The 21830-nt window shown below is 37.7% G+C and carries 20 protein-coding genes; 1 reads left to right on the top strand and 19 read right to left on the bottom strand.

Features of this window, described 5'->3' with window-relative positions:
* Positions 1 to 143 precede the first annotated feature (143 nt).
* From JFU24_RS26180 to JFU24_RS26135, 10 genes are all read right to left on the bottom strand, one after another.
* Positions 144 to 416 (bottom strand): HU family DNA-binding protein, encoded by a 273-nt coding sequence (locus tag JFU24_RS26180; protein ID WP_034308023.1) that lies wholly within the window; start codon positions 414 to 416, stop codon positions 144 to 146.
* Positions 417 to 1008: 592 nt separating this feature from the next.
* Positions 1009 to 2487 (bottom strand): stage IV sporulation protein A, encoded by a 1479-nt coding sequence (spoIVA, locus tag JFU24_RS26175; protein WP_053346784.1) that lies wholly within the window; start codon positions 2485 to 2487, stop codon positions 1009 to 1011.
* Between the two features lie 230 nt (positions 2488 to 2717).
* Entirely contained in the window at positions 2718 to 3440 is a 723-nt protein-coding gene (locus tag JFU24_RS26170) for a hypothetical protein (RefSeq protein ID WP_201250976.1), read from the bottom strand.
* A gap of 16 nt (positions 3441 to 3456) precedes the next feature.
* A complete protein-coding gene (locus JFU24_RS26165; protein ID WP_201250706.1) occupies positions 3457 to 3654 on the bottom strand; it encodes a DUF2768 domain-containing protein in 198 nt (65 codons plus the stop codon).
* A 275-nt stretch (positions 3655 to 3929) separates the two neighbouring features.
* Complete coding sequence (locus tag JFU24_RS26160) at positions 3930 to 5303, bottom strand: putrescine aminotransferase (RefSeq protein WP_056525074.1); 1374 nt, start codon at positions 5301 to 5303, stop codon at positions 3930 to 3932.
* A 293-nt stretch (positions 5304 to 5596) separates the two neighbouring features.
* On the bottom strand, positions 5597 to 7705 hold the full coding sequence (locus tag JFU24_RS26155) for a sigma 54-interacting transcriptional regulator (RefSeq protein ID WP_053346787.1): 2109 nt from the start codon (positions 7703 to 7705) through the stop codon (positions 5597 to 5599).
* Positions 7706 to 8103: 398 nt separating this feature from the next.
* Complete coding sequence (locus JFU24_RS26150) at positions 8104 to 9447, bottom strand: APC family permease (RefSeq protein ID WP_201250705.1); 1344 nt, start codon at positions 9445 to 9447, stop codon at positions 8104 to 8106.
* A gap of 469 nt (positions 9448 to 9916) precedes the next feature.
* A complete protein-coding gene (locus tag JFU24_RS26145; protein ID WP_201185647.1) occupies positions 9917 to 10969 on the bottom strand; it encodes an NAD(P)H-dependent glycerol-3-phosphate dehydrogenase in 1053 nt (350 codons plus the stop codon).
* 17 nt (positions 10970 to 10986) lie between these two features.
* Positions 10987 to 12297, bottom strand: a complete 1311-nt coding sequence (der, locus tag JFU24_RS26140; protein WP_056525083.1) for a ribosome biogenesis GTPase Der — start codon at positions 12295 to 12297, stop codon at positions 10987 to 10989.
* A 538-nt stretch (positions 12298 to 12835) separates the two neighbouring features.
* The gene (locus JFU24_RS26135) at positions 12836 to 13456 is read right to left on the bottom strand and encodes a YphA family membrane protein (protein ID WP_201185648.1); all 621 of its coding nucleotides are present in this window, start codon (positions 13454 to 13456) and stop codon (positions 12836 to 12838) included.
* 135 nt (positions 13457 to 13591) lie between these two features.
* Between JFU24_RS26135 and JFU24_RS26130 the strand changes: the two genes are divergently transcribed.
* On the top strand, positions 13592 to 13723 hold the full coding sequence (locus JFU24_RS26130; RefSeq protein WP_069981702.1) for a YpzI family protein: 132 nt from the start codon (positions 13592 to 13594) through the stop codon (positions 13721 to 13723).
* Positions 13724 to 13778: 55 nt separating this feature from the next.
* Here JFU24_RS26130 and fni read toward each other — a convergent pair whose 3' ends face one another.
* From fni to prsW, 9 genes are all read right to left on the bottom strand, one after another.
* Complete coding sequence (gene fni, locus JFU24_RS26125) at positions 13779 to 14825, bottom strand: type 2 isopentenyl-diphosphate Delta-isomerase (RefSeq protein WP_201250704.1); 1047 nt, start codon at positions 14823 to 14825, stop codon at positions 13779 to 13781.
* Positions 14826 to 14844: 19 nt separating this feature from the next.
* Complete coding sequence (gene rpsA / locus JFU24_RS26120; RefSeq protein ID WP_053346792.1) at positions 14845 to 15981, bottom strand: 30S ribosomal protein S1; 1137 nt, start codon at positions 15979 to 15981, stop codon at positions 14845 to 14847.
* A 214-nt stretch (positions 15982 to 16195) separates the two neighbouring features.
* Entirely contained in the window at positions 16196 to 16777 is a 582-nt protein-coding gene (locus JFU24_RS26115; RefSeq protein ID WP_053348125.1) for a lysophospholipid acyltransferase family protein, read from the bottom strand.
* Positions 16778 to 16779: 2 nt separating this feature from the next.
* The gene (gene cmk, locus JFU24_RS26110; RefSeq protein WP_201185651.1) at positions 16780 to 17454 is read right to left on the bottom strand and encodes a (d)CMP kinase; all 675 of its coding nucleotides are present in this window, start codon (positions 17452 to 17454) and stop codon (positions 16780 to 16782) included.
* 191 nt (positions 17455 to 17645) lie between these two features.
* Positions 17646 to 17831 carry a YpfB family protein gene (locus tag JFU24_RS26105; RefSeq protein WP_053346794.1) on the bottom strand — a complete coding sequence of 62 codons (186 nt, stop codon included), beginning with the start codon at positions 17829 to 17831 and terminating at the stop codon, positions 17646 to 17648.
* Between the two features lie 59 nt (positions 17832 to 17890).
* Positions 17891 to 18604 carry a flagellar brake protein gene (locus tag JFU24_RS26100; protein ID WP_201250703.1) on the bottom strand — a complete coding sequence of 238 codons (714 nt, stop codon included), beginning with the start codon at positions 18602 to 18604 and terminating at the stop codon, positions 17891 to 17893.
* A gap of 131 nt (positions 18605 to 18735) precedes the next feature.
* Entirely contained in the window at positions 18736 to 20091 is a 1356-nt protein-coding gene (gene ypeB, locus JFU24_RS26095) for a germination protein YpeB (protein WP_201250702.1), read from the bottom strand.
* Between the two features lie 14 nt (positions 20092 to 20105).
* Positions 20106 to 20957, bottom strand: coding sequence for a spore cortex-lytic enzyme (gene sleB, locus JFU24_RS26090; RefSeq protein ID WP_201185657.1), 852 nt, complete (start codon positions 20955 to 20957; stop codon positions 20106 to 20108).
* 125 nt (positions 20958 to 21082) lie between these two features.
* Positions 21083 to 21769 carry a glutamic-type intramembrane protease PrsW gene (gene prsW / locus JFU24_RS26085; RefSeq protein WP_201185658.1) on the bottom strand — a complete coding sequence of 229 codons (687 nt, stop codon included), beginning with the start codon at positions 21767 to 21769 and terminating at the stop codon, positions 21083 to 21085.
* Between the last annotated feature and the right edge of the window lie 61 nt (positions 21770 to 21830).

The following is a 21830-nucleotide window of genomic DNA, read 5'->3' as shown; positions in this document are numbered from 1 at the left end:
CCTTTTGAATAAATTTATCAAAATCAACTTTTCTAAAATATTCACTGTCTTTTATATTATCACAGATAGAAATTAAGAAGCAAAAAAGGGCCGCGTTTGCACGCGGCCCTTTTCCGGTTAAGCACCCGTATGTAATGGTAGAGTTACTTCACTGCATCTTTCAGTGCTTTACCAGGTTTGAAAGCTGGCACTTTGCTAGCTGCAATTTCGATTTCGTCACCAGTTTGTGGGTTACGACCTTTACGAGCCGCACGTTCACGAACTTCAAAGTTACCGAAACCAATTAATTGGACTTTATCACCGTTTTTTAGAGCTTCTAAGATTGTATCAAAAACAGCATCAACAGCTTTTGTAGCGTCTTTCTTAGAAATTTCAGTTGCTGTAACAACTTCATTAATCAATTCTGTTTTGTTCATGCCATTCACCTCCTCCCAAAAGGATCTTATAAAAAATCATTATTACAACACTATAATAGTGATTTGATATTAGTTTCGGTCAAAAATTTTCATTCCATGATAATCAGGGTTACCAAGCTGAAATAATTTCCCAAAAAATGCACCTAGAAATTTTAAAATAGGTTGAAATCGCTGATATAACGCGTTTTCTGTATGTAGATTATCACAAATCCTATTAGCTTAGCAAGGGAAATCAAAAAATAATGGGAATCTTTTCATAAATAATTGTATATATTATAAATTTTGTCTTTCGCTATTCATCATTTCCCTTTTTTATAGAAATTAAACTTGTTATATTACTGAAAATCGCATAACCATAGGCTTTTAGCGATTATACTGAAAAAACAACCAGATTTTCAAGAAAGAAACTCCCTTCAAGAGAAATTTTTCTTAGAATATAATTGTTTTCCCTCTTACTTTGGCAACAAAGAAGCCGGTACGCCCTAATGTAAAGCCAAAAACGTATCATCCATTTTATTATTTTTAGTAAATTCTAGACTCACATGTAAAAAGACCAATCCGATGAAGGAGTTGGTCCAGCTTTTAACCTTTTTTATAATATGATAGCAATCAATCCCCCACTGCCCTCATTAATAATCCTTTCCAGCGTCTCCTTCAATTTGTAACGTGCATTATCCGGCATCATCGCTAATTTTACCTGAATGCCTTCTCTTACGTAAGAACTTAGGCTTCGGCCAAAAATATCAGAATTCCAAATGGATAGTGGATTGTCTTCGAAATCTTGCATTAAATATCGAACCAATTCTTCACTTTGCTTTTCCGTTCCAATGATTGGTGAAAACTCCGATTCAACATCGACCTTAATCATATGGATTGAAGGAGCCACAGCTTTGAGCCTGACCCCGAACCTGGCTCCTTGACGGATAATTTCCGGCTCATCTAGACTCATATCATTAAGAGAAGGGGCTGCAACGCCATAACCCGTTTGTTTAACCATTTTTAATGCATCCGCAACCTGATCATATTCGGCCTTGGCATATGCAAAGTCCTGCATCAGGGATAAAAGATGATCCTTCCCGCGTATCTCCACACCGACAATTTCTTTTAAAATATCATCATAGAGTTCATCCGGTGCGTAAAGGTCGATTTCAGCCACGCCCTGACCCATCTCAATACCTGCAAGAGCGGCACGGTCGATAAACTCGAATTCATTGAAATGACCGACTACACGGTCTACATCTCTTAGGCGTTTAATGTCCTTCACGGTCTCTTTTACAGCTTCCTGATAGCTTTCTCTTAACCAATGATCCTCCCGCAGAACCATTACCCAGCTCGGAAGATTCACATTGACTTCAAGTACCGGAAATTCATATAGGGCCTCACGCAGGACGCTGTATACATCTGATTCCCGCATTCCTTCAACGCTCATGGCCAATACAGGTATATCATACTTTTCCTGTAAAGATTCCTTTAGTGCGACTGTATTTGGGTGATGGGGCTGAACGGAATTGACAATCATAATAAATGGCTTGCCAACCTCCTTCAATTCTTCAACAACCCTCTCCTCCGCCTCTAAATAATCACTGCGTGGAATTTCTCCGATTGATCCATCCGTAGTAACGACTACGCCTAACGTGGAATGATCCTGGATTACTTTTCGTGTGCCGATTTCAGCTGCTTCATTGAACGGAATCGGCTCCTCGTACCATGGAGTATGAATCATACGGGGACCATTTTCGTCTTCATACCCTTTAGCCCCAGGTATTGTATAACCCACACAATCAACTAAACGAATGTTCACTTCAAGCCCTTCCGCAACCTGAATCGACGCTGCCTGATTCGGTACGAATTTAGGTTCTGTCGTCATAATCGTTTTTCCAGCAGCACTTTGAGGTAATTCATCTTGTGCCCTGGCACGGTCAGCTTCTGACGGTATATTCGGAATAACAACAAGCTCCATGAATTTCTTAATAAATGTGGATTTCCCTGTTCTGACGGCACCGACTACACCTAAATAAATGTCGCCACCGGTCCGCTCAGCTATATCTTTGAAAATATCTACCTTTTCCAAGGTATCCCCTCCCGAATTAGAGTTTTGGGATTTCGTTTATCCATTTACTTTATTTAGGACACTATATATCTATGATGTTGTCCTAAAAATTTATTCCAATTATTTCCCTGGTTTAATCCCTTCCTCCACCAGAAATTTTATATAAGGGTTGTTATTTTAAAAGTAAGATGAAATAAAAATAAAGAAATAACCCTTCCCCTACAATATATTTTGTAGAAGAAGGGTTATGACTATTTTGAAAGAAATTTTGGATTATTTGTTTTTTTATCAATTGTATATGGCAGTGAATAGGCCGGAACAAACTCTGAATTTTGTACAAGGAGTTCACGAATATCATCACCAGGATTAATATCTCCGTCATACCCCTGCAATACGTCATATAAATCAGGAGTATAGTCAACAAAAATATTGCCGCCACCGTCAACCACGAAATATAAGTCTTTTTGTGAAAATGGACTCGTGACCGTAGGGGCTTCCTTTAGACCCATCTTTTCATAATCAAGAGTAAAGACATTATCCGCTAACCTTTCCTTAAATGGGGGGTATCCGTTGCTTTGCTGATAAGCTTTCAATCTCAAGGAAATATCCTGAATTTTCTGAGCCATCCGGACATCCAACAGTTTTACAGTTGGATCATCTTCAACATTAACAAGGACATATTGAAAAACTCCACCTGATTCATAGGCATTGTCAGGCGGTTCTGCCATATACTTGGGTGAAATCTTAGAAAACTTAATCACGTATTTTTGGTAAATTGGTGTTTCAGCCTCTTTTGTAACAATTGGCAAAATGCCGCCTTCATCTTTCTGAAATTGATCAACTGCGCTTTGGACAGATTGTATTTGCTCTTTATAAGGCAGTTGATTTTGCATTTTTTGCTTCTGAGGATACAAACACCCAGTCAATAATCCCGAGATGCATAATAAACATAATATTTTGAAAAAATTTTTCATCATTTCTCCTCACCTATCAAGTGGTTGGCCCGCTAAGAACAATGATAAGGATGATCAAGCCGGCAAGAATCATAAGTATGTATGCAATAATTGCTGTTAAGCCTTTAAAAATACCTTTTAATTTATAGCGGCTTAAGTAAATAAGAAGTATTGAGATAACCATAAAGCCCATAGCTATAAAGGATATCCACATTTTTTGCAGAGCAGGTGTCATATCATTATCACTCCTTTTTCCAGAAATTATTATAACATACCAAATTACGTTAAAGGAATTAAATCATTGTCCAAACTGTGTAAAAAATTGCTTGTCACAATCATTTGATAAATAATAATTTTCAATTTCACTACCCCTAGCCTTCCATATAGTCCGATAAAAGACTTCCACTTCTTGCAAATTACCCGAATAAATAAATGTATAACACTCCCCATTCTCTTCCTTTTATTCAACCAAAAAAGCAGCCCCTCGGCTGCTTTTTTGTTGAATTATAATTAAGATTTAAGTGTTGGCAACACATCTTTAAACGCTTTGATTACTGTATCAACTTCATCCAAATGGATTGTCAATGACGGCTCAATCCGGATTGTTTTAGAGTTTATAAGCGTACCTGCTACCAAAATACCTTTATCGAAGAGAGCTTTTGAGAATTCATAACCTACTTCGTCTTTATGGAACTCAATACCAATCATTAAACCTTGTCCACGGATCTCCAAAACCTTATCCTTATGCTCGTTAGCTACTTCTCTTAATCCATTTAGGAAGTATTCACCTACTTCTGCGGCACGCTCCGGTAATTTTTCTTCCAAAAGCACATCGATTGTAGCAATGGCTGCAGCACAGGCAAGTGGGTTTCCTCCAAACGTGGTTGTGTGCATGAACGGATTTTCGAACCAGCTTTTAAACACTTTCTCATTGGCTACAACTGCCCCAGCTGGCATCACTCCACCACCAAATGCTTTAGCTAAACAAATAATGTCTGGAACAACATCATAAAGCTCAGAAGCAAACATTTTGCCTGTGCGCCCCATTCCCGTTTGCACTTCATCTAAGATTAATAACGCATCATACTCATCACATAATTCTCGAACTTGCTTCAAATAACCTTGTGGAGGCAGAATGACTCCACCCTCTCCTTGGATAGGTTCCAACAATACAGCAGCAACTTCTTCACCGACAAGGGCACTACTTTCGAACGTTTTCCTCATCATATCGATATCACCGAAAGGTACATGACGTACGCCTGGAATCAGTGGTAGGAACGGTTTACGGAACATGCCCTTTGCAGTAGCCGAAAGGGAACCAAGACTTTTTCCGTGAAATGATTTTGTCGTCGAAATAATCGTGTATCGGTCGCTGTACATTTTAGCCAACTTCAACGCAGCTTCTACACTTTCAGTACCGCTGTTCGTAAAGAAGGAGTATTTTAAATCTCCAGGTGTAATATCAGCAAGAATCTTAGCAAGCATTGCCCGTAATGGATCTAGTAAGTCCTGGCTGTGAAGTGCTTGTCTTTGCAATTGATCAGTAACGGCTTTTACAACTTTGGGGTTACGGTGGCCAACATTATAGATACCAAAGCCGCCTAAACAATCAATATATTTTTTTCCATTAACATCCGTAAAACAAGAATCCTGGTCAGACCATTCTACTGCTGCGAATTGTGTATCTTTCGTTACCGTTTTCCGATATTCTAAAAAACCTGGGTTTACATGGTTACGGAAATTTTCAACAGTTTCTTTCGTTACCCATTGGGCATCTTCTTTTGAAATTTCTTTTTGTTCGATTAATTGAAGCACTTTTTTAATATAATCCTGTGTTTCTGTTTGGCTCACTTGATTTGTTTTATTTTCTACATTAATTGACATATAAAAAACTCCTTTTTTAGTAATCTGTAGTGGTTGATTAATTATGATAGCTCTGATAAAACTTTACTGTTTACCTCCCTTTTAGCTTATACATATATACAAGCAAGAACCATGCCAACATGTTTCATTGAGGATATAGCTATTTTTCTTTTAAAAATCTATAAAAACTATGCAAATATGCATAGCTTATTTTCTGATGCATACCTCCCTTTTAGACTTCCTTAGAGACGCTTTCCAATTACTACATAAAAAAAAGCCGTTGTACAAGTTAAACACTTGTCAACAGCTTTCATTCAAAAAAATACATTTTTTTCGCTTCTCTTATTTTGCTCTGCTAAGATTTTTTGATACTTTCTGCTCACTGACGATTGGCTGATCCCAAGCGCTTTAGCTGCTTTCGTCGTAGTTTTATATTGTTTCATTGCAAGCATGATCAATTGCTCTTCCACATAATCCTGTGCCTCTTGAAGAGGAAGAATTCTCGTTATAATTGGTTTTGCCTGTTTAAAATCGCTGCCAACCGTAAGGAACTTCTGGATAAAGTCGGCATCAATCATTTCTTCATCTGCGGAGACAACCAATCTTTCAATCATATTTTGCAATTCGCGAATGTTACCTGGCCATGAATAGACCTCCAGAATATTTAGAGCATCTGGCGAAAAATGGTAATTTCGGTGATACCGCTCATTTAGCTTTTGTAGAAAATGAAAAGCTAGCGGCGGTATATCCTCCGGTCTTTCCCTTAAAGGCGGAACATGAATGGGAATGACGTTTAACCGATAGAACAAATCTTCTCTAAATGTCCCCATCTCGACCATTTTTTCCAGTCTCTTATTCGTAGCAGCAACAATTTGAACATCAATCGGTATAGGTGTAGTACTACCAATCGGAATCACTTCCTGTTCCTGTAAAACACGAAGCAATTTCACTTGCAGGTGTATAGGCATATCTCCAACTTCATCAAGGAATAAAACGCCATTATTCGCCTGTTGAAAGTATCCTACCTTTCCATTTTTATCTGCGCCGGTAAATGATCCCTTCGTATAACCAAACAATTCACTTTCGAGTAAATTTTCCGGTATCGCTCCGCAATTTATTTTCAAGAAAGGCTGTTTGGACCTTCTACCCATTTTATGGATTGACTCGGCAATCACTTCTTTACCTACACCAGACTCTCCATTGATTAACACGGTAGATGAAAAATGGGCAATTTTTTTCACTTGGCTAATAATCTGCTCCATTTTAGGACTGGCGAAAATCAACTCTTTGTAAAATTGATCTTGTTTTTTGAACGAGTCAAGTTCTTTTCTCATTTCATTTAACTCTGATTTTAACTGAGTTGTTTCTGTAATATCCCTTGATGCAATGACAATTCGCTCAATGTCTCCTTTTTCATTGAACACAGGGGTTCCTACGGAAAGGACTTTCTTATTCATTTTCGTATCTTGAACAATCGATACTTTCTTCTTTTGCTCAAGAACTAACCGGGTGACCGAAGGGTTAAAAATCCCTTCATCCTCTATTTGCAAGAGGTTCTTCCCGATATAATCCTTTAAATCCATTCCCCAGAATCCAGAAATGATGCTGTCACTGTAGCGCAACAGTTCCCCTTTTTGATTAACGACCAGAATTTCATCATAGATATTCGCTAAAATGGCATTTAAATCCTTATTCGAACTCTTTATCAACTCTATTTCCATAGCCATTTCCTCAACCATTGGTAAGTCCTGAACGATGATAATAAGACCTTCCACTTCTTTTGTATGGTTTAGAATTGGGCTATAATCGACAAGCACACTCATTATATCGGTAATTTCCAGCTGATTGAGGATACTGCCTCCACTGGTAAACACACTATGTATATGCTGCTTATTGAAGATGGTCGCAGCAGGTTGATTAAGTACTTGTTCTGATGGCTTTTTTATCATTTTCAAGCCTGATTCATTAAAGTTAACAATATTTCTTTCTTTATCAGCTACAAAGATCCCCATAGGAATGGATGTCAAAATAACTTTTAACAGATCTAAATTTTGTTTGCTGTCCTGCTTGAATAGTTCAGCTAACACATCTTCCCTTTTAACATAGCCAGTAAGCATGCCTTCATCCGTTTTTATCAATACGATAGGTTCACCGATAATTTGATAAAGAAGCGGCAGAGAGATGTTCGGAGGCAACTTACAGACATTATCAATTGAAAAGGCATACTGCACAAGCTGTTCGGCTGTTAATGTTCTATCGTTTAACGGGAGGTCCTCCATGCGTATATAAGCAAACACTTGCTGTTCCTTCATCAGAAAAAAGAAAGGTTCCTGTATCTCATAAACTTTTTGAGCTGAAAATGTAGGTTGATCAATTGTGATAGTTATGAATGGTCTAATTTTATCATCCGGTATGGATAGCACAGTTTCACTCTCCTTTTGTCACTAGCCTTTATTTTAACATAATTCTAAATTGCGAGATAAAAAATAAACATTTACTCCTGAACTAATCTTCAATATAACTGAATCTGTAAACATAAAAAAGGGCCCTCTATTGGACCCTTGTTACATGTACCGCTAATGCATCCCCAAATTGTTTTAAACTGACTTGTGCAAAAGAACATTTTTCCTTTCTAATTTTCATTCTCTTTTTACTTTTTTTATTTGTATTGTTATGATCCGTTTCACTATTGATAGGATTAATCCAGAGCATATGCGCTAAGGCCTTAAACGAAAAACCAAATAGAACAACAGAAATGAGCGTTTACGACCTGTTCATCCCTCTATCAGACATATGACATCCTCCCTTGTTTCTGATTTTTTTAGATATTTTGAGCTTTTTCAAATTGGAATTGCGGAGGAGAATTAGTAAACAATTTCGTCCGATAAAGAAGATAACCAATACCGATTACCGCCCAAATAACCCCTAGAATCAGTGAACTCATTTCAAGATTAAGCCAAAGAATGAACACTGATGCTGCTCCTATTACCGGGGACAAGATATTACTTAGAAATCCTTTAACTGAACGAAAGCTTTTGTTCCTAATTGCATGGATGATTACACAAATATTTACGAAAGTGAAAGCAATTAAAGCTCCAAAATTAATGAGTGAAGCAGCTGTTACTAAATCAAGGAATAACGCCACCAGTGATATAGCCCCAACAAAGATGACATTGTAAAATGGCGTTTTATATGTAGGATGGATAAACCCAAAAAGTTTTTTCGGGATCATCTGGTCTCGACCCATTACATATAGAAGCCTTGAAACACTAGCATGTGATGCAAGACCTGAAGCAAGGGTACCAGATAATGTACCTGCAAGAAAGAACGCCTGAAAAAGTTTTCCTCCTACATATAGGGCAATTTCAGGTGATGCCGCTTCCGGGTCAGCAAAACGGGAAACATCAGGGAAAAATAGCTGTGTAAAAAAAGCAGCTGTCACAAATAAAACTCCGCCAATAAAAGCAGTTAAAAAAATGGCACGCGGAATCGTTTTGGTTGGATTTGGTGTTTCTTCTGATAACGTAGTGACCGCATCAAATCCCAAGAAAGAAAAACATAGAACCGTTGCTCCTGTTATGAGAGTGGACATTTCCATATGTGACCCAATGAATGGTTGAATCGAGAAGACCTCTCCTGTACCTTCACCACCCATAACCCCTTTAACAACCAGTGCCACAAATATGATAATGACTAGCATTTGAAAAAAAACAAGAAAGCTATTAAAATTGGCAGCAAAGTTCACATTGAATAAGTTAATGACCGTCATTAAAAGAACAAATGCAACCACCCATATCCATGGAGACACTTCAGGAAAAAGAGCAGTTAAATATATTTTTGTTAATACGGCATTCACCATTGGTAAAAATAAATAATCAAGCATCGATGACCAGCCGACAAGAAAGCCTAAATGCGGATTAATCGTTTTTTGGGTGTAAGTATAGGCCGAACCTGCCTGCGGGTAAACTTTTACCATTTTCCCGTAACTGGCTGCCGTAAACAACATCGCTATTAGAGCAATAACATAAGCGGTCGGTACATGCCCCCCTGTTTTTTCAGAAACAATCCCAAATGTATCAAAAACAACCATCGGGGTCATATATCCAACACCGAGCAATACAATATGCCATAAATTTAGAGACCTTTTCAGCTGACCTGTTTGCATGTATCATTCCCCTTCCTAATATCTGTGTTCATTGATTAAAATTTCACCAACGTTTTCTAGTGCCCCCTTATTGCGAAATTTCTGAATATATTACACTTCGCAATTTTCATACCAAAAAAAACAGTCGATTTTAAGCGAATAACAAGGAAATTAGTAGAAACTTCATGCAAACTTGAATAATCTATTCATTTATTCATAATTCGAGATGTTCAAATTTAAAAACAATAAATAAGTATTTATGCAGAAAATTAATTTTGTCATAAACGAAAATGTAAGGTGATTGGGTGATTTTTATTCATAAAAAAAAGCAGAAGATATCAAGATATCTTCTGCCCATTTGACTAAATCCCCCGTGCCGAGGTCAAATTACTAGTTTACTTTCGTTGCATTGTATGCTGATACATTGCAACGCGCATCCTCGAATGCCCATTTTAATGAAATTCTTTTTATTGAAACTACAGATTTGAGGTTAATCCTGCTGTCTGCTATCCAAAATGTTAAAGAGTTCTTCCATTTCATTCGTTTTCGAACGATTCATCAAGAGGTCAACTGCCTGTTTCACTTCTTCACCATTAAACAAGACATCGTACAAGGCTTCAGTAATCGGCATATTCACTTCGTACTTTTGAGCTAGTTGATAGGCAGCTTTAGTGGTTCTTACACCTTCAACAACCATACCCATGTTTTCTAAAACTTCCTCAAGCTTTTGTCCTTTTCCAAGCATATTTCCTGCTCTCCAGTTACGGGAGTGTACGCTTGTACAAGTTACAATTAAGTCACCAATACCAGCTAATCCTGAAAAAGTGAGTGGATTAGCGCCCATGGCTACTCCTAAACGAGAGATTTCAGCCAATCCTCGTGTAATTAAGGCAGCCTTTGCATTATCCCCATAGCCTAACCCGTCCGTAATACCTGCGGCTAAAGCAATTATATTCTTTAAAGCTCCCCCGATTTCGACACCAATCAAATCAGGGTTTGTATACACACGGAAATTATGATTGATAAAGATGTCCTGAACCTTTTCGGCCGCCTTCATATTTTTTGAAGAAACGGCAACTGTTGTTGGATGACGTAAACTGACTTCTTCAGCATGACTTGGCCCAGAAAGGACCACAATATCTTGAAGCCAATCTGTTGAAGATACTTCTTCAATCATTTCTGAAATACGTAGTAGCGAATCAGGTTCAATGCCTTTACTTACATGAACAATTGTTAATGGCTTATCATGGGCTGCTTCAATCTGACCAAGCACTTCACGATAGGCTTTCGTCGGCACAGCTAATATAATTATTTCAATCCCAACTAAAGCCTTCTCGATTGAAGAATACCCTTTAATTCCTATTGGAAGTTCAATACCCGGCAAATATTTTTTATTAGTATGAGCTTGATTTATTTCATCAATTTGTTTCGGATTATGTCCCCATAACCTCACTTCATGCTGATTATCAGCTAATACCATCGCTAAAGCAGTTCCCCAGCTCCCTGCACCAATAACTGCGATACTTTCTTTTGCGTTCACCATTGTACATACCGCCCTTTCTATTTTCTTTGGCGTCCAAAAATGCGTATCGGTGTTCCTTCAAATCCAAAGGCGTCCCGAATTCGATTTTCTAAAAATCTCTCATATGAGAAATGCATTAACTCTGGATCGTTAACAAATACAACAAAAGTTGGCGGCTTAATCGCTACCTGGGTCGTATAGTAAATTTTCAAACGGTTCCCATTATGAGTTGGTGTCGGATTCATAGCCACTGCATCCATAACCACTTCATTCAATACATTTGTCTGAACACGGATAGCATGATTCTCACTAGCTTGATCTATGACTGGTATCAACGTATGTGTACGTTTTTTAGTTAGGGCAGAAAGATAAATGATCGGCGCATAATCTAAGAATAGGAAATGAGCACGAATATTTTCTTCAAAGTCCTTCATGGTCTTTTCATCTTTCTCGATAGCATCCCATTTATTGACGACAATTATGACCGCTCTACCCGCTTCGTGGGCATATCCGGCAATTTTTTTATCCTGCTCACGGATACCTTCTTCCGCATTCAAAACGACAAGAACAACGTCTGAACGTTCAATTGCTCTCAATGCACGAAGTACACTATATTTTTCCGTACTTTCATACACTTTCCCTTTTTTTCTCATCCCTGCGGTATCAATAATGACATACTCTTTACCATTATATTTATACGGTGAGTCAATCGCGTCACGAGTCGTGCCTTCAATATCACTGACGATAACCCGATCTTCTCCAAGCAAGGCATTGACTAGTGATGATTTACCAACATTCGGTCTTCCAATTAAACTGAATTTAATAACATCATCAGCATAATCTTGACCACTGAATTTAGGGAAATGTTTTGCCGCTTCATCTAATAGGTCCCCAAGACCAAGTCCATGTGATCCAGAGATTGGGAATGGATCCCCAAAACCTAACGCGTAGAAATCATAGATTTGATCTCTCATTTCTGGATTATCGACTTTATTGACCGCTAGAACAACAGGTTTTCTCGATTTAAAGAGAATTTTCGCTACCTCTTCATCAGCAGATGTTACTCCTTCACGACCATTCGTCATAAAGATAATTACATCGGCTTCGTCTATAGCAATTTCAGCCTGCTGGCGAATTTGTTCGAGGAACGGCTCGTCACCGATATCGATCCCGCCTGTATCAATTATGTTAAAATCATGTGTCAACCATTCACCTGAACTATAAATTCTGTCTCTTGTTACTCCTGGAACGTCTTCAACTATTGATACACGTTCTCCCACTATTCTATTAAAGATTGTCGATTTACCTACGTTCGGCCGACCGACTATCGCAATTACCGGTTTTGGCATTGCTATTCACCCTTTCTGCTACTATATCTCTGTCAAAGTCACGAAATTCATGAATGCATTTTTTTAATATTGCATCTGCATTGTTGATTTTCATTATTTCCTTTTCAAGGAAAAGGCTGCATCCACCATCATATAAAGGAAACTTCCATCAGTAAGAGAGTTCCCCACTGATAGTTAGTTAAACGTATCAAGTATTTACAGGCAGATTGTCCAATTCACTTCCCCTGTTCCTCAGGTGACATGAAGCTGAACTTTCAGCATGGTAAAACGTGATTAAAAACAGCCCAAAAAAATGAAGATAGCCGAAAAAAGCTTTCGGCATTCAGCTTCCTTTTTATTTGATTAGAGCATATTACGATTTATCTACAGACCTCTAACTATCCTATAGTAACAAATTTCTCGCCAATCAACAATGTTTGTATGCATAAAAGCCTTCCGATTCCAATTAAATCCAAATGCAACCTTGCTTATTGGATAAAACAAGCATTTATCCTCATACCGTATATTCTGGCTTCATTAATAGTTAGGTCAGAAATATTCATTGATTAAAGTTCCCTTTTCTCTGCTTCGATAAAAACCTCGATTGAGATGATGAAAAAATGTATCTACTCATAAGTTCCAATAGTCTCCAGACTATGTTTGCACACAATATCAATACTGCATTATCATGCCATGCGTATGTAAGTGCCTCATAGGACAATGAATGATAGGCAAGCAATCCCGAATATACGAGGTCACCCATAATCAGTCCAACTAAAAGGACGAATAAGCGATGTTTCCAATTTTTAAAAAGTAATAGGATAAGATAATTCAGAAAAATACACAAAAGGTAAGAAGGTTTCATAATGAGCCAAATCGGATCAAGCATAGAAAACAGCTGAAAACTTGCATAAGCAAGAGTGATTATAAGGCAACCGCTGATCAGCTCTATAATCTTGATAATCGATTGCTTCCTTATGTACACACAAAGTATAAAGATAAGATATAGACCGCTCATATGTATAGAAAGCAAGGAAACCTCCAGATTATATCCTGCTAAAACCAAGACAGCTAACAGATGAAAAAGAAAATCAAAACGAAATGGAACAGTCTTTGGAATAAAATACATGACAATGACCCAAACTATCCATGACATCCAATAAAACAAAATTCCATCCATGTAGCGTCCCCCTTTTAGGAAACATTATGGCTTGTTTATTTAAAGAATAAACATTAAGCTCGATTTTTAATGAGTACTTGTAATATCTTTACATAAAACTGTTCATTTAGTTATTTACAAAAAGGAGGTGTACTCATGGGTAAAGATCGTCAAGAAAAGAAATTGAAAGAAAGTAAACGGGTGGAATCTGATAGAGACCAATCACTGGATCATAAAGGGGCCACTAGAATGGAAAGCCCGGAAGAGGCAAGAAAAAGAAACAGCTAAATAAAAAAAGAAGCATCCGATTGTCTTTGAACAATTAGAGATGCTTCTTTTTGTTTCATTTAGCATATGTCGAGCAATCAATACCTCTTTGAGCTAACCAATGATAGGTATTGCCGGCAATAACTATTTTTGTTTTCCTTAATTCAGAAATATTAGCAGCTCCAAGCGCCGTCATGATGATTTTTAAATCTTCATGTATGTAGTTTATTTCTTTAATTAACTGTGCCAAGCCCAATTCTTTATGCAGTTTTAGGAAATGGCCGGCTAAACCTACACCTTTTGCCCCTAAGGCAAGGCTTTTTGTAATTTCTAAAGGACTTTGAATACCACCTGATCCTATAACTGAAAGCGTAGGTGAAACGTTTACTGCTTCTACTATTGAGGCAGCTGTTGGAATACCCCATTCATTAAAATAGCCGAGTATTTTCGCTCGTCTTTCATTTTCAATCTTCGCAAAATTCGTTCCGCCGAACCCACCCACATCAATGATTGAAACTCCAACGGAAAGTAATTGTTCAACGGTTTCCTTACTCATTCCAAACCCTACTTCTTTTACAATCATAGGAACTCCAAGGCTTCTGTTGATTTCTTCAATTCGTGATAATGTACCTGCAAAATTCCGATCTCCTTCAGGCATTGTCAGCTCTTGAATGACATTGAGATGAATCTGCAGAGCATCAGCCTCTATCATATCGCTCGCTCGCTTTGCTTGCTCTACAGTTGCTTCACCACCCAGATTTCCAATCAGGACTCCATTAGGATTCTCCTGTCTTGCTACCTTAAAGGATGCCTGCTGACTGGAATCCTTTATGGCTGCCATTTGTGAACCAACTGCCATAGCAATCCCTGTTTCCCTCGCAGCAATCGCCAAATCCCCATTCAACTTTTCTGTTTCAAGACCACCGCCACCGGTCATTGCATTTATAAAAATTGGCGAACTTAATTTAAGTCCGCCAATTTCTACTGTGAGGTCCACATTATTCAAAGAAATTCCTGGTAAGCTCTGGTGAATAAACGAAATATCTTCTAGTCCGGATTTACGCTGCTGACCTGTTTTTAATGCAAAGTCTATATGCTCTAATTTTCGTTTTGCTCTCTCCAAGGCTATCACCATTATTTTCTTATTTTAGTTTTTTCAATTGATCACCAATCATTTCACCCAGCTGAAAGCCCTTTGTTTCTTCAGGGAGTTCATAATCTGATGTGTAATTGGACTGAGGATCTTCAAGTTCTTTGATGCTCAATGATAAACGGTGTTCTTTTTCATTGACATCAAGAACTTTCACTTCGACAGACTGACCTTCTTTTAACACTTCCTGCGGTGTTGCTATATGTTTGTGTGAAATCTGCGAAATATGGACAAGTCCTTCTACTCCCGGGAAAATCTCCACGAATGCTCCGAAAGAAACAAGGCGTTTCACGATGCCCTTTTGTGTAGATCCTTTCGCTGCTTTATCAGAAATATCTGTCCAAGGCCCCGGTAGAGTATCTTTTATGGATAGTGAAATCCTTTCATTATCGCGATCAATAGAAAGAACTTTCACCTGTACTTCATCGCCTTCGGTAACGACATCTGATGCCTTATCTACATGCTCATGAGAAAGCTGAGAAATATGGACAAGTCCGTCTACCCCTCCAATATCGACAAATGCACCAAAGTCGGTAATCCTTTGTACTGTTCCATGGAGTACTTGCCCGCTTTCAATTGTATCAAGAACATTTGCTTTTTGTTTTTCTTTTAGATCTTGTATGACTGCCCGATGGGAGAGAATTAAACGATTCTTATCCTTCTCAAGCTCAACAATCTTGAATGTTAAAGTTTTGTTTTTGTAATCAGAAAAGTCTTCAACGAAGTAGTCTTCTACTAAAGAAGCTGGAACAAAACCACGTACGCCTAGATCTACAACAAGACCGCCTTTGACAACATCTTTTACTTCTGCCTCAAATACGTCTCCGTTTTCAAATTTTTGTTCCAGGTCATCCCATGCTTTTAACGCATCAATTTTACGTTTTGATAGAATAAGAGCTTCTTCTTCTACTTTAATAACTTCAAGCTCCAATATATCCCCCTCCGAAACGGCATCTGACGCCTTTTCGACATGAAGGCTCGACAGCTCACTGATAGGAATAATTCCATCTGACTTGCTGTTTTCTACATCTACAATAACCTGTTTTTCTTCTACCTTTGAAACGGTTGCTTTTACTTGATCCCCAACTTTGTAATTGTTCACTTCTACCTGATTCATATCTTCTGTCATTACTAACTCCTCCTTAACCCATGACTGATCAGCAAATTTCCTCTTCATCGGCCACATATTTTATTTAAAGTGGTTCAATAAAAACACTTTCCTAATAAAGATAAAAACAGCTTTTTTAGAGTAACAAAGTTTTTTTCCTTTTCATCCCTAAAACGGAACTATACCCCTATTTTATAAATTCTAACAAAATCATAAAATTGTCAAGTATGAAGGATTATTTATGCTCAGAAATCAATTTTCCGATTTGGTCCATAATAATCTTGGTTGCTTCATCCGCTGAAATCTTCTTTTCCCTATATTCAGTGAAATTTATTGGTGGACCATAAACCACTTTTAATGGTCGCAAAAACTTATAGGGCCCAATAATTGCACAAGGTATAATTACCGCATCAGAACGCAATGCGAAAAACCCAGCTCCAGCCATACCTTCTCCCAATTCACCTGTTTTACTTCTAGTCCCTTCCGGAAACAGTCCAAGCACCTTACCTTCTTTTAAAAGCTTTAAACCTTTTCTAAGAGATTCCCGATCGCTATTTCCCCGCTTTACGGGAAAGGCATTTACTCTTGGTAAAATACCCTTTAAAACCGGTGCTTGAAACAACTCTTCCTTCGCCATGAAGTGAATATCCCTTGGAGACGTTATGCCAACTATAGGCGGATCCAAATTATCAATGTGATTGGCACAAATCAATACCCCTCCATCTTTAGGGAAATGTTCCTTCCCAAGCGTTTTAACCCTATACGAAGGCATTAAGACGCTTTTAACGACGTTTTTGGCAAATGTGTAAAAATCCAATTTCATCTTTTCCTCTCTTCTATCAAAGACATGATACTTTCTGCCACTTCTTGAATTGATAATGAAGTCGTATCAATTTCTATAGCATCTGTTGCCTTTTTCAGGGGAGCTACTTCACGTTCCGAGTCCAGCTTGTCCCTTGTTGCAATTTCTTCTCTTAACTTTTCAATATCGGATGGGAAACCTTTTAAAATATTTTCTTGATGTCTCCGCTGAGCTCGTTCATCTACAGAGGCAATTAGAAATACTTTTACTTCGGCATTAGGTAACACATGTGTCCCGATATCTCTTCCATCCATGACAACTCCACCATTTTCACCAAAATTCTGCTGCCTACGCACCATTTCTTCTCGGATACTCCGATGCTTCGCCACTTCTGATACAGACCCAGTCACTTCATTGTTTCTGATTTGGGCTGAAACGTTTTCATTATCCAAGAAAACCAACTGCCCATTTTCACTCGGTCTTAATTCAATTTCTGTATTAATAAGAATCTCAAATAAAGCTTGTTCATCATTCAGAGGAATCTGATGATTCAGAGCTTTATAGGTTAAGGCCCTGTACATTGCACCTGTATCCACATATATGTAATTGAACTTTTCTGCAACAATTTTAGCAACCGTACTTTTTCCAGCAGCAGCTGGTCCATCGATTGCAACTGATATTTTTTTTTCCATAAATCCTCCCAAGAATCCTACAATCATGCTGATTATTTAATACCCTTTCATTTTATCACAATTAGCGGGAAAATCATTAATAAAAGGGCGTGTACATCCAAATTCGCTTTTGTATACTTTCGATTTAAAAGGCCATTAATAGTTTTCCTTCCAGAAAAAAACTTCATACAAAAAAAGCGGATTGGCCGCTTTTATTTTGATATTCCATTGAAGGTTTCAATGATTTTCGTATAATTATTGCTATTGACACCTTCATACCTTGAGAGCTTAGTTAATTCGAAGATATGATCTTCCCTGCTCAAAAGGAACTGAAAAAAGAACAAACAGACCAGCTGGATAATAATCACTTTAATTAACAGCCTTTCAAATGTTTTCATAAGCTGCTCCTTCCACACTTGATTATCTTATCAGTATGGAAAGAATCGCTGTTTTTCATTCAAACATACAACCCTTTTTTCTTTAAATCCACCTGCTTTTCAAAAATAAATCTCATTAATGTTTGTACATCATTTTTGGTTGGTTCAATGAATTGTATGTGCAGTAGCATATTACCCTGGTCTTTCTCAGTTACTCGAATGACTCGACTTTTTAACCGCAAGTAGTTGATTTGCCCTGATTTTAGAGTAAGAGCCATCCACAGATATAATTGTGAATCCGATTTTATATTTGCACCTTTTAAAAGCCTGATAGAAGCTCCGCCGGCACTGATGTCCTCAGTAAGTGCACGAAATGGAGTAAACTCAGAATGTTCGGGATGGATGGCTATATCAAGCGTTACATCAAGACGAACGTAATCCCTTCTTTGAATCTTCACAAATGTTTCTACATCCGGCAATAGTAGTTGAATCATCGGTATCTGGCCTTTCACTTTTCCTAAAACCTCAGACTCAAAAACATATACAGCCTGTTCCTTATTAGAAAATGTAACGTTCACTTGAGTTCCGTCCACAAGAAATGCATTTTTTCCAGTCGCTAAATTGATGGGAAAGTCTATATAAACAAACCCTGCTTCCATTTCTACAACCATACATTTGAACTTTTCATTTTGAGAAGAATATATCTGTTCCAGCATTAATATATCGCCAATATTAATCATTGTGATTTCCACGTCCTCGCATTCTATGATAGCCACTAAAGAAGGAGATTGCATAAGAATTTCCCAATAAATTTTCCCACATAATCCATAAAATAGTTTATATTATTATGTCATGAAATAAGAAAAAGGGAAAGTGACTAGGCACATTTCCCTATGATAGTAAGTAAAGTTAAATTATTAGAGAATTACATTAAATTTTCGTATATTGGCTCGGAATTTTTTAGTTTTTCCACTTTTTCTTCTTGGCCGTTATCAGCATTAATGAAAATACGGTATGTATCTTCGTTTATCGTACCAAGAAATTCATAACAGAGTACTTCTTCGCCAATATCATTAATGATTAACGCTTTCCCTTGATCCATTATTTTAACATTTAAGTTAATTTTTTTCTTTGCTTCTTCCTCAGAAATTTTGGGGTTTCCAATTTCCCTAACCTTATGTGATTTTAAAAACTCGTCCGCTGAAAATCCTATAACAGATCCATCATCCAATGCTATTTTAACCTTGACTGAATCCGGATAAATCTTGACTCCATCTATTGATGTCACGAAATTTAACAGAGCGATATTATCGTATTGTGCACTTTCAAACAATTCAAGTGAACTGAAATCATGTTCTTTTAAAAAATCTGCGGCTTTAGTATATGCCTGATTCAAATCAATATTTGTTTTGTTAATGTCCCTATTATTGATATACCAAATTGGATAACCGCCTTTTTTGGTCAAATCCATATTCACTTCGTTATTGGTATCCTTATCAAGAATGCTTACACTGTAAAATCCGTAATCGGAACCTTTGCCGTTTTCTTCGACATTCACCTTCACATTTCCGTTTTTTATATGGGCATAGCCTTTTGCAACAGCAACAGCTTCTTCTTTTGTATAGACTTTACCTTCTAAATTTTTGTAATTTTCCTCCTTCTGTTGTACAGAAGTAAAAGTCGGATTCATCTCATTTGTTTCCCCATACCCTGATACTTTTTTCTCTACCGTTTTTAATCCGTCGATGATTGTGTTATCCGAATTTTCTTTTCCTGATGCAAGAGCCATTTCGACATCCATCCAGCGTAAATTGTTTTTAAGGACTAGATATTGCACTTTTCTTAACTCGTCCTGGATGTCACCTGCCTGTGTATACAAGGATTGTAAAGTCGAATATTCCTTATCATTCAATGGTTCTTTTTCAAGGTCACGTACAGCTGTTTTATAACTGAAGTCCGCAATTTTTGATAAAAATTCTTCTGTTTTATTGAATGGGAGCAGGGTCAACGGCAGCTGTCCAACATCACTTTGGGCTTCGGAAGTGATACGCCATACATCGGTTAAGGCCGGACTTAATGAATATCGAGAATTCATAGCCAATGTGCTGCCGACTTTATCATGCAATAAGTCTACTTGATAGCTTAAATCATGAAAGGCTCGCTGATACGTGTTTTCCGCATTGATTAATACAGCATTTTTTTCCTTATGTTCTTGATAGCCCCAGAATGCGGTTCCTGCAACGACTACAACAAGCAGGACAATCACTATATTCCTTATCATTTTCCTTCACCTCTTTACTTACAAAAGATATGTTTTCCGATTCTTTTAATTTGTTCTCTTGACCAGATCCACTTACTTGTTGCCGTATCGGGATTAAAGTAATATTCTGCATTTCCGCTTGGATCCCAACCATTGATAGCATCCACAACGGCTTCTTTTGCCCTTTCGTTTGGTGTCAGCCAAATCTGTCCATCCGCAACAGCCGTAAAGGCCCCAGGTTCAAAAATCACTCCCGAAATGGTATTCGGGAAAGATACACTCTCTACCCTATTTAAAATTACTGCTGCAACAGCAACTTGACCGGTATATGGCTCCCCCCGCGCCTCGCCATAAACGGCATTGGCCATCAGTTGTATATCATTCTGAGAGTATCCGCCCGGAAGATTTGCTGCTGTAGCAGTTTTGGAGGGTGTTTTTCCGGATGGAGCTTTGCCTCCACTTGGCTTAGATCCTGATACATTCCCCTTCACTTTTACCTGCTTTTCAATATCGACTCCTCCATAATACGTAAACTCATTACCTTTATTAATCTGTTCGTGAACAAATTTCCTATTAAAATTAGAGGCATTTGCCAACTTCTGTTTTGTAGAGGTCCCGGCAAAGCCATCGATTGGTAGTCCGAAATCTTGTTGAAAGTTTCGAAGTGCCCAATAAGTACCCCAGCCATAGACTCCATCAATCTTTCCATGATAGTATCCAATGTTTTGTAACCGTGCCTGAAGTTCAATTACATCATCACCAACCGCGCCTTTTTGAATAACTTGGCTCGAAAAGGCATTTGTTCTTGTTTCCGGGAAAATTCCGAAACAAATCGTTATACACGAAAACAGCAAAAGCCATTTCCATTTTGACGAAATTCCTTTCATCAAAAACACTCCTCTTTTTCTTGAATTAATGTAATTCTATTTTCTTCTTAACTGGCTTTTTTATTCCAAACCAATAAAAAACGGAGCGGGCAAAATATGCCAGCACTCCGTCATAGAAATATAAATTACTTACTAAGAAAATGATTTTGAGAAAGTTTTTCTGCATGAAACTCAGACAATAAACGAGCTTTTTTTACTTTTTTCATACCTAACCACCATAAGTAAATCATAAATGGCAAGATAAAATACACCCAAAATTTTTGTGATATTAAAATATAGTCATAAACCCCATGTAGCAAGATTGGTATGACAAGTGCCAAGAATAAATAGAACCTATTATTCGAAGTAGAAAATTTCGCCTTGCCCAAATAGTACCCCATGATTACACCGAATAAAGCGTGACTTGATACAGGGAGAATAGCTCTGATAAAAGCATGTTCTACTCCATTGGCCAGCAAATACAATATATTTTCCATTGTGGCAAATCCAAGGGAGACTGCTGCACCATAGACGATTCCATCATATGGCTCATCAAAGGCTATATGTTGATATATTACATATATGAGTATGAACCACTTGAAAAATTCTTCAAGCAATGCAGCCCATAAAAAAGCATTAGCAAAATCGGTATTTAAAATATGTTCCGTTTCCAGCACATATTGGATAAACATAATCGGCAGAACAAGGAATACACCGAAGAGAAAAGTTTTGATGACAACCGAAATGGGTTCGGTTTCATATTGATCTTTCAAATAGAAATAGCTGAGCAGCGCCAACCCTGGCGCAATAGCTGCTGACAACATGACCAGCATAAGCTGACCCTCTTTTCTTTTTCTTTTTATTAATCGTACCACGGAATGCAGAAAAACTAAA

The sequence above is a fragment of the Peribacillus sp. TH27 genome (genome assembly GCF_016650915.1).
GTDB classification, from domain to species: domain Bacteria; phylum Bacillota; class Bacilli; order Bacillales; family DSM-1321; genus Peribacillus; species Peribacillus butanolivorans.
This window is presented reverse-complemented; position numbering and strand designations above follow the sequence as displayed.

What these genes read in the sequence shown, in the direction of transcription:
- sleB (WP_201185657.1), bottom strand. Translation starts at nt 20,957, where the DNA reads ATGAAAGGAATTTCGTCAAAATGGAAATGGCTTTTGCTGTTTTCGTGT.
- rpsA (WP_053346792.1), bottom strand. Translation starts at nt 15,981, where the DNA reads ATGACAGAAGATATGAATCAGGTAGAAGTGAACAATTACAAAGTTGGG.
- prsW (WP_201185658.1), bottom strand. Translation starts at nt 21,769, where the DNA reads ATGCTGGTCATGTTGTCAGCAGCTATTGCGCCAGGGTTGGCGCTGCTC.
- JFU24_RS26135 (WP_201185648.1), bottom strand. Translation starts at nt 13,456, where the DNA reads ATGGATGGAATTTTGTTTTATTGGATGTCATGGATAGTTTGGGTCATT.
- JFU24_RS26160 (WP_056525074.1), bottom strand. Translation starts at nt 5,303, where the DNA reads ATGTCAATTAATGTAGAAAATAAAACAAATCAAGTGAGCCAAACAGAA.
- JFU24_RS26145 (WP_201185647.1), bottom strand. Translation starts at nt 10,969, where the DNA reads ATGGTGAACGCAAAAGAAAGTATCGCAGTTATTGGTGCAGGGAGCTGG.
- cmk (WP_201185651.1), bottom strand. Translation starts at nt 17,454, where the DNA reads ATGGAAAAAAAAATATCAGTTGCAATCGATGGACCAGCTGCTGCTGGA.
- JFU24_RS26180 (WP_034308023.1), bottom strand. Translation starts at nt 416, where the DNA reads ATGAACAAAACAGAATTGATTAATGAAGTTGTTACAGCAACTGAAATT.
- JFU24_RS26150 (WP_201250705.1), bottom strand. Translation starts at nt 9,447, where the DNA reads ATGCAAACAGGTCAGCTGAAAAGGTCTCTAAATTTATGGCATATTGTA.
- ypeB (WP_201250702.1), bottom strand. Translation starts at nt 20,091, where the DNA reads ATGATAAGGAATATAGTGATTGTCCTGCTTGTTGTAGTCGTTGCAGGA.
- JFU24_RS26170 (WP_201250976.1), bottom strand. Translation starts at nt 3,440, where the DNA reads ATGAAAAATTTTTTCAAAATATTATGTTTATTATGCATCTCGGGATTA.
- JFU24_RS26105 (WP_053346794.1), bottom strand. Translation starts at nt 17,831, where the DNA reads ATGAAAACATTTGAAAGGCTGTTAATTAAAGTGATTATTATCCAGCTG.
- JFU24_RS26165 (WP_201250706.1), bottom strand. Translation starts at nt 3,654, where the DNA reads ATGACACCTGCTCTGCAAAAAATGTGGATATCCTTTATAGCTATGGGC.
- der (WP_056525083.1), bottom strand. Translation starts at nt 12,297, where the DNA reads ATGCCAAAACCGGTAATTGCGATAGTCGGTCGGCCGAACGTAGGTAAA.
- JFU24_RS26130 (WP_069981702.1), top strand. Translation starts at nt 13,592, where the DNA reads ATGGGTAAAGATCGTCAAGAAAAGAAATTGAAAGAAAGTAAACGGGTG.
- JFU24_RS26100 (WP_201250703.1), bottom strand. Translation starts at nt 18,604, where the DNA reads ATGCAATCTCCTTCTTTAGTGGCTATCATAGAATGCGAGGACGTGGAA.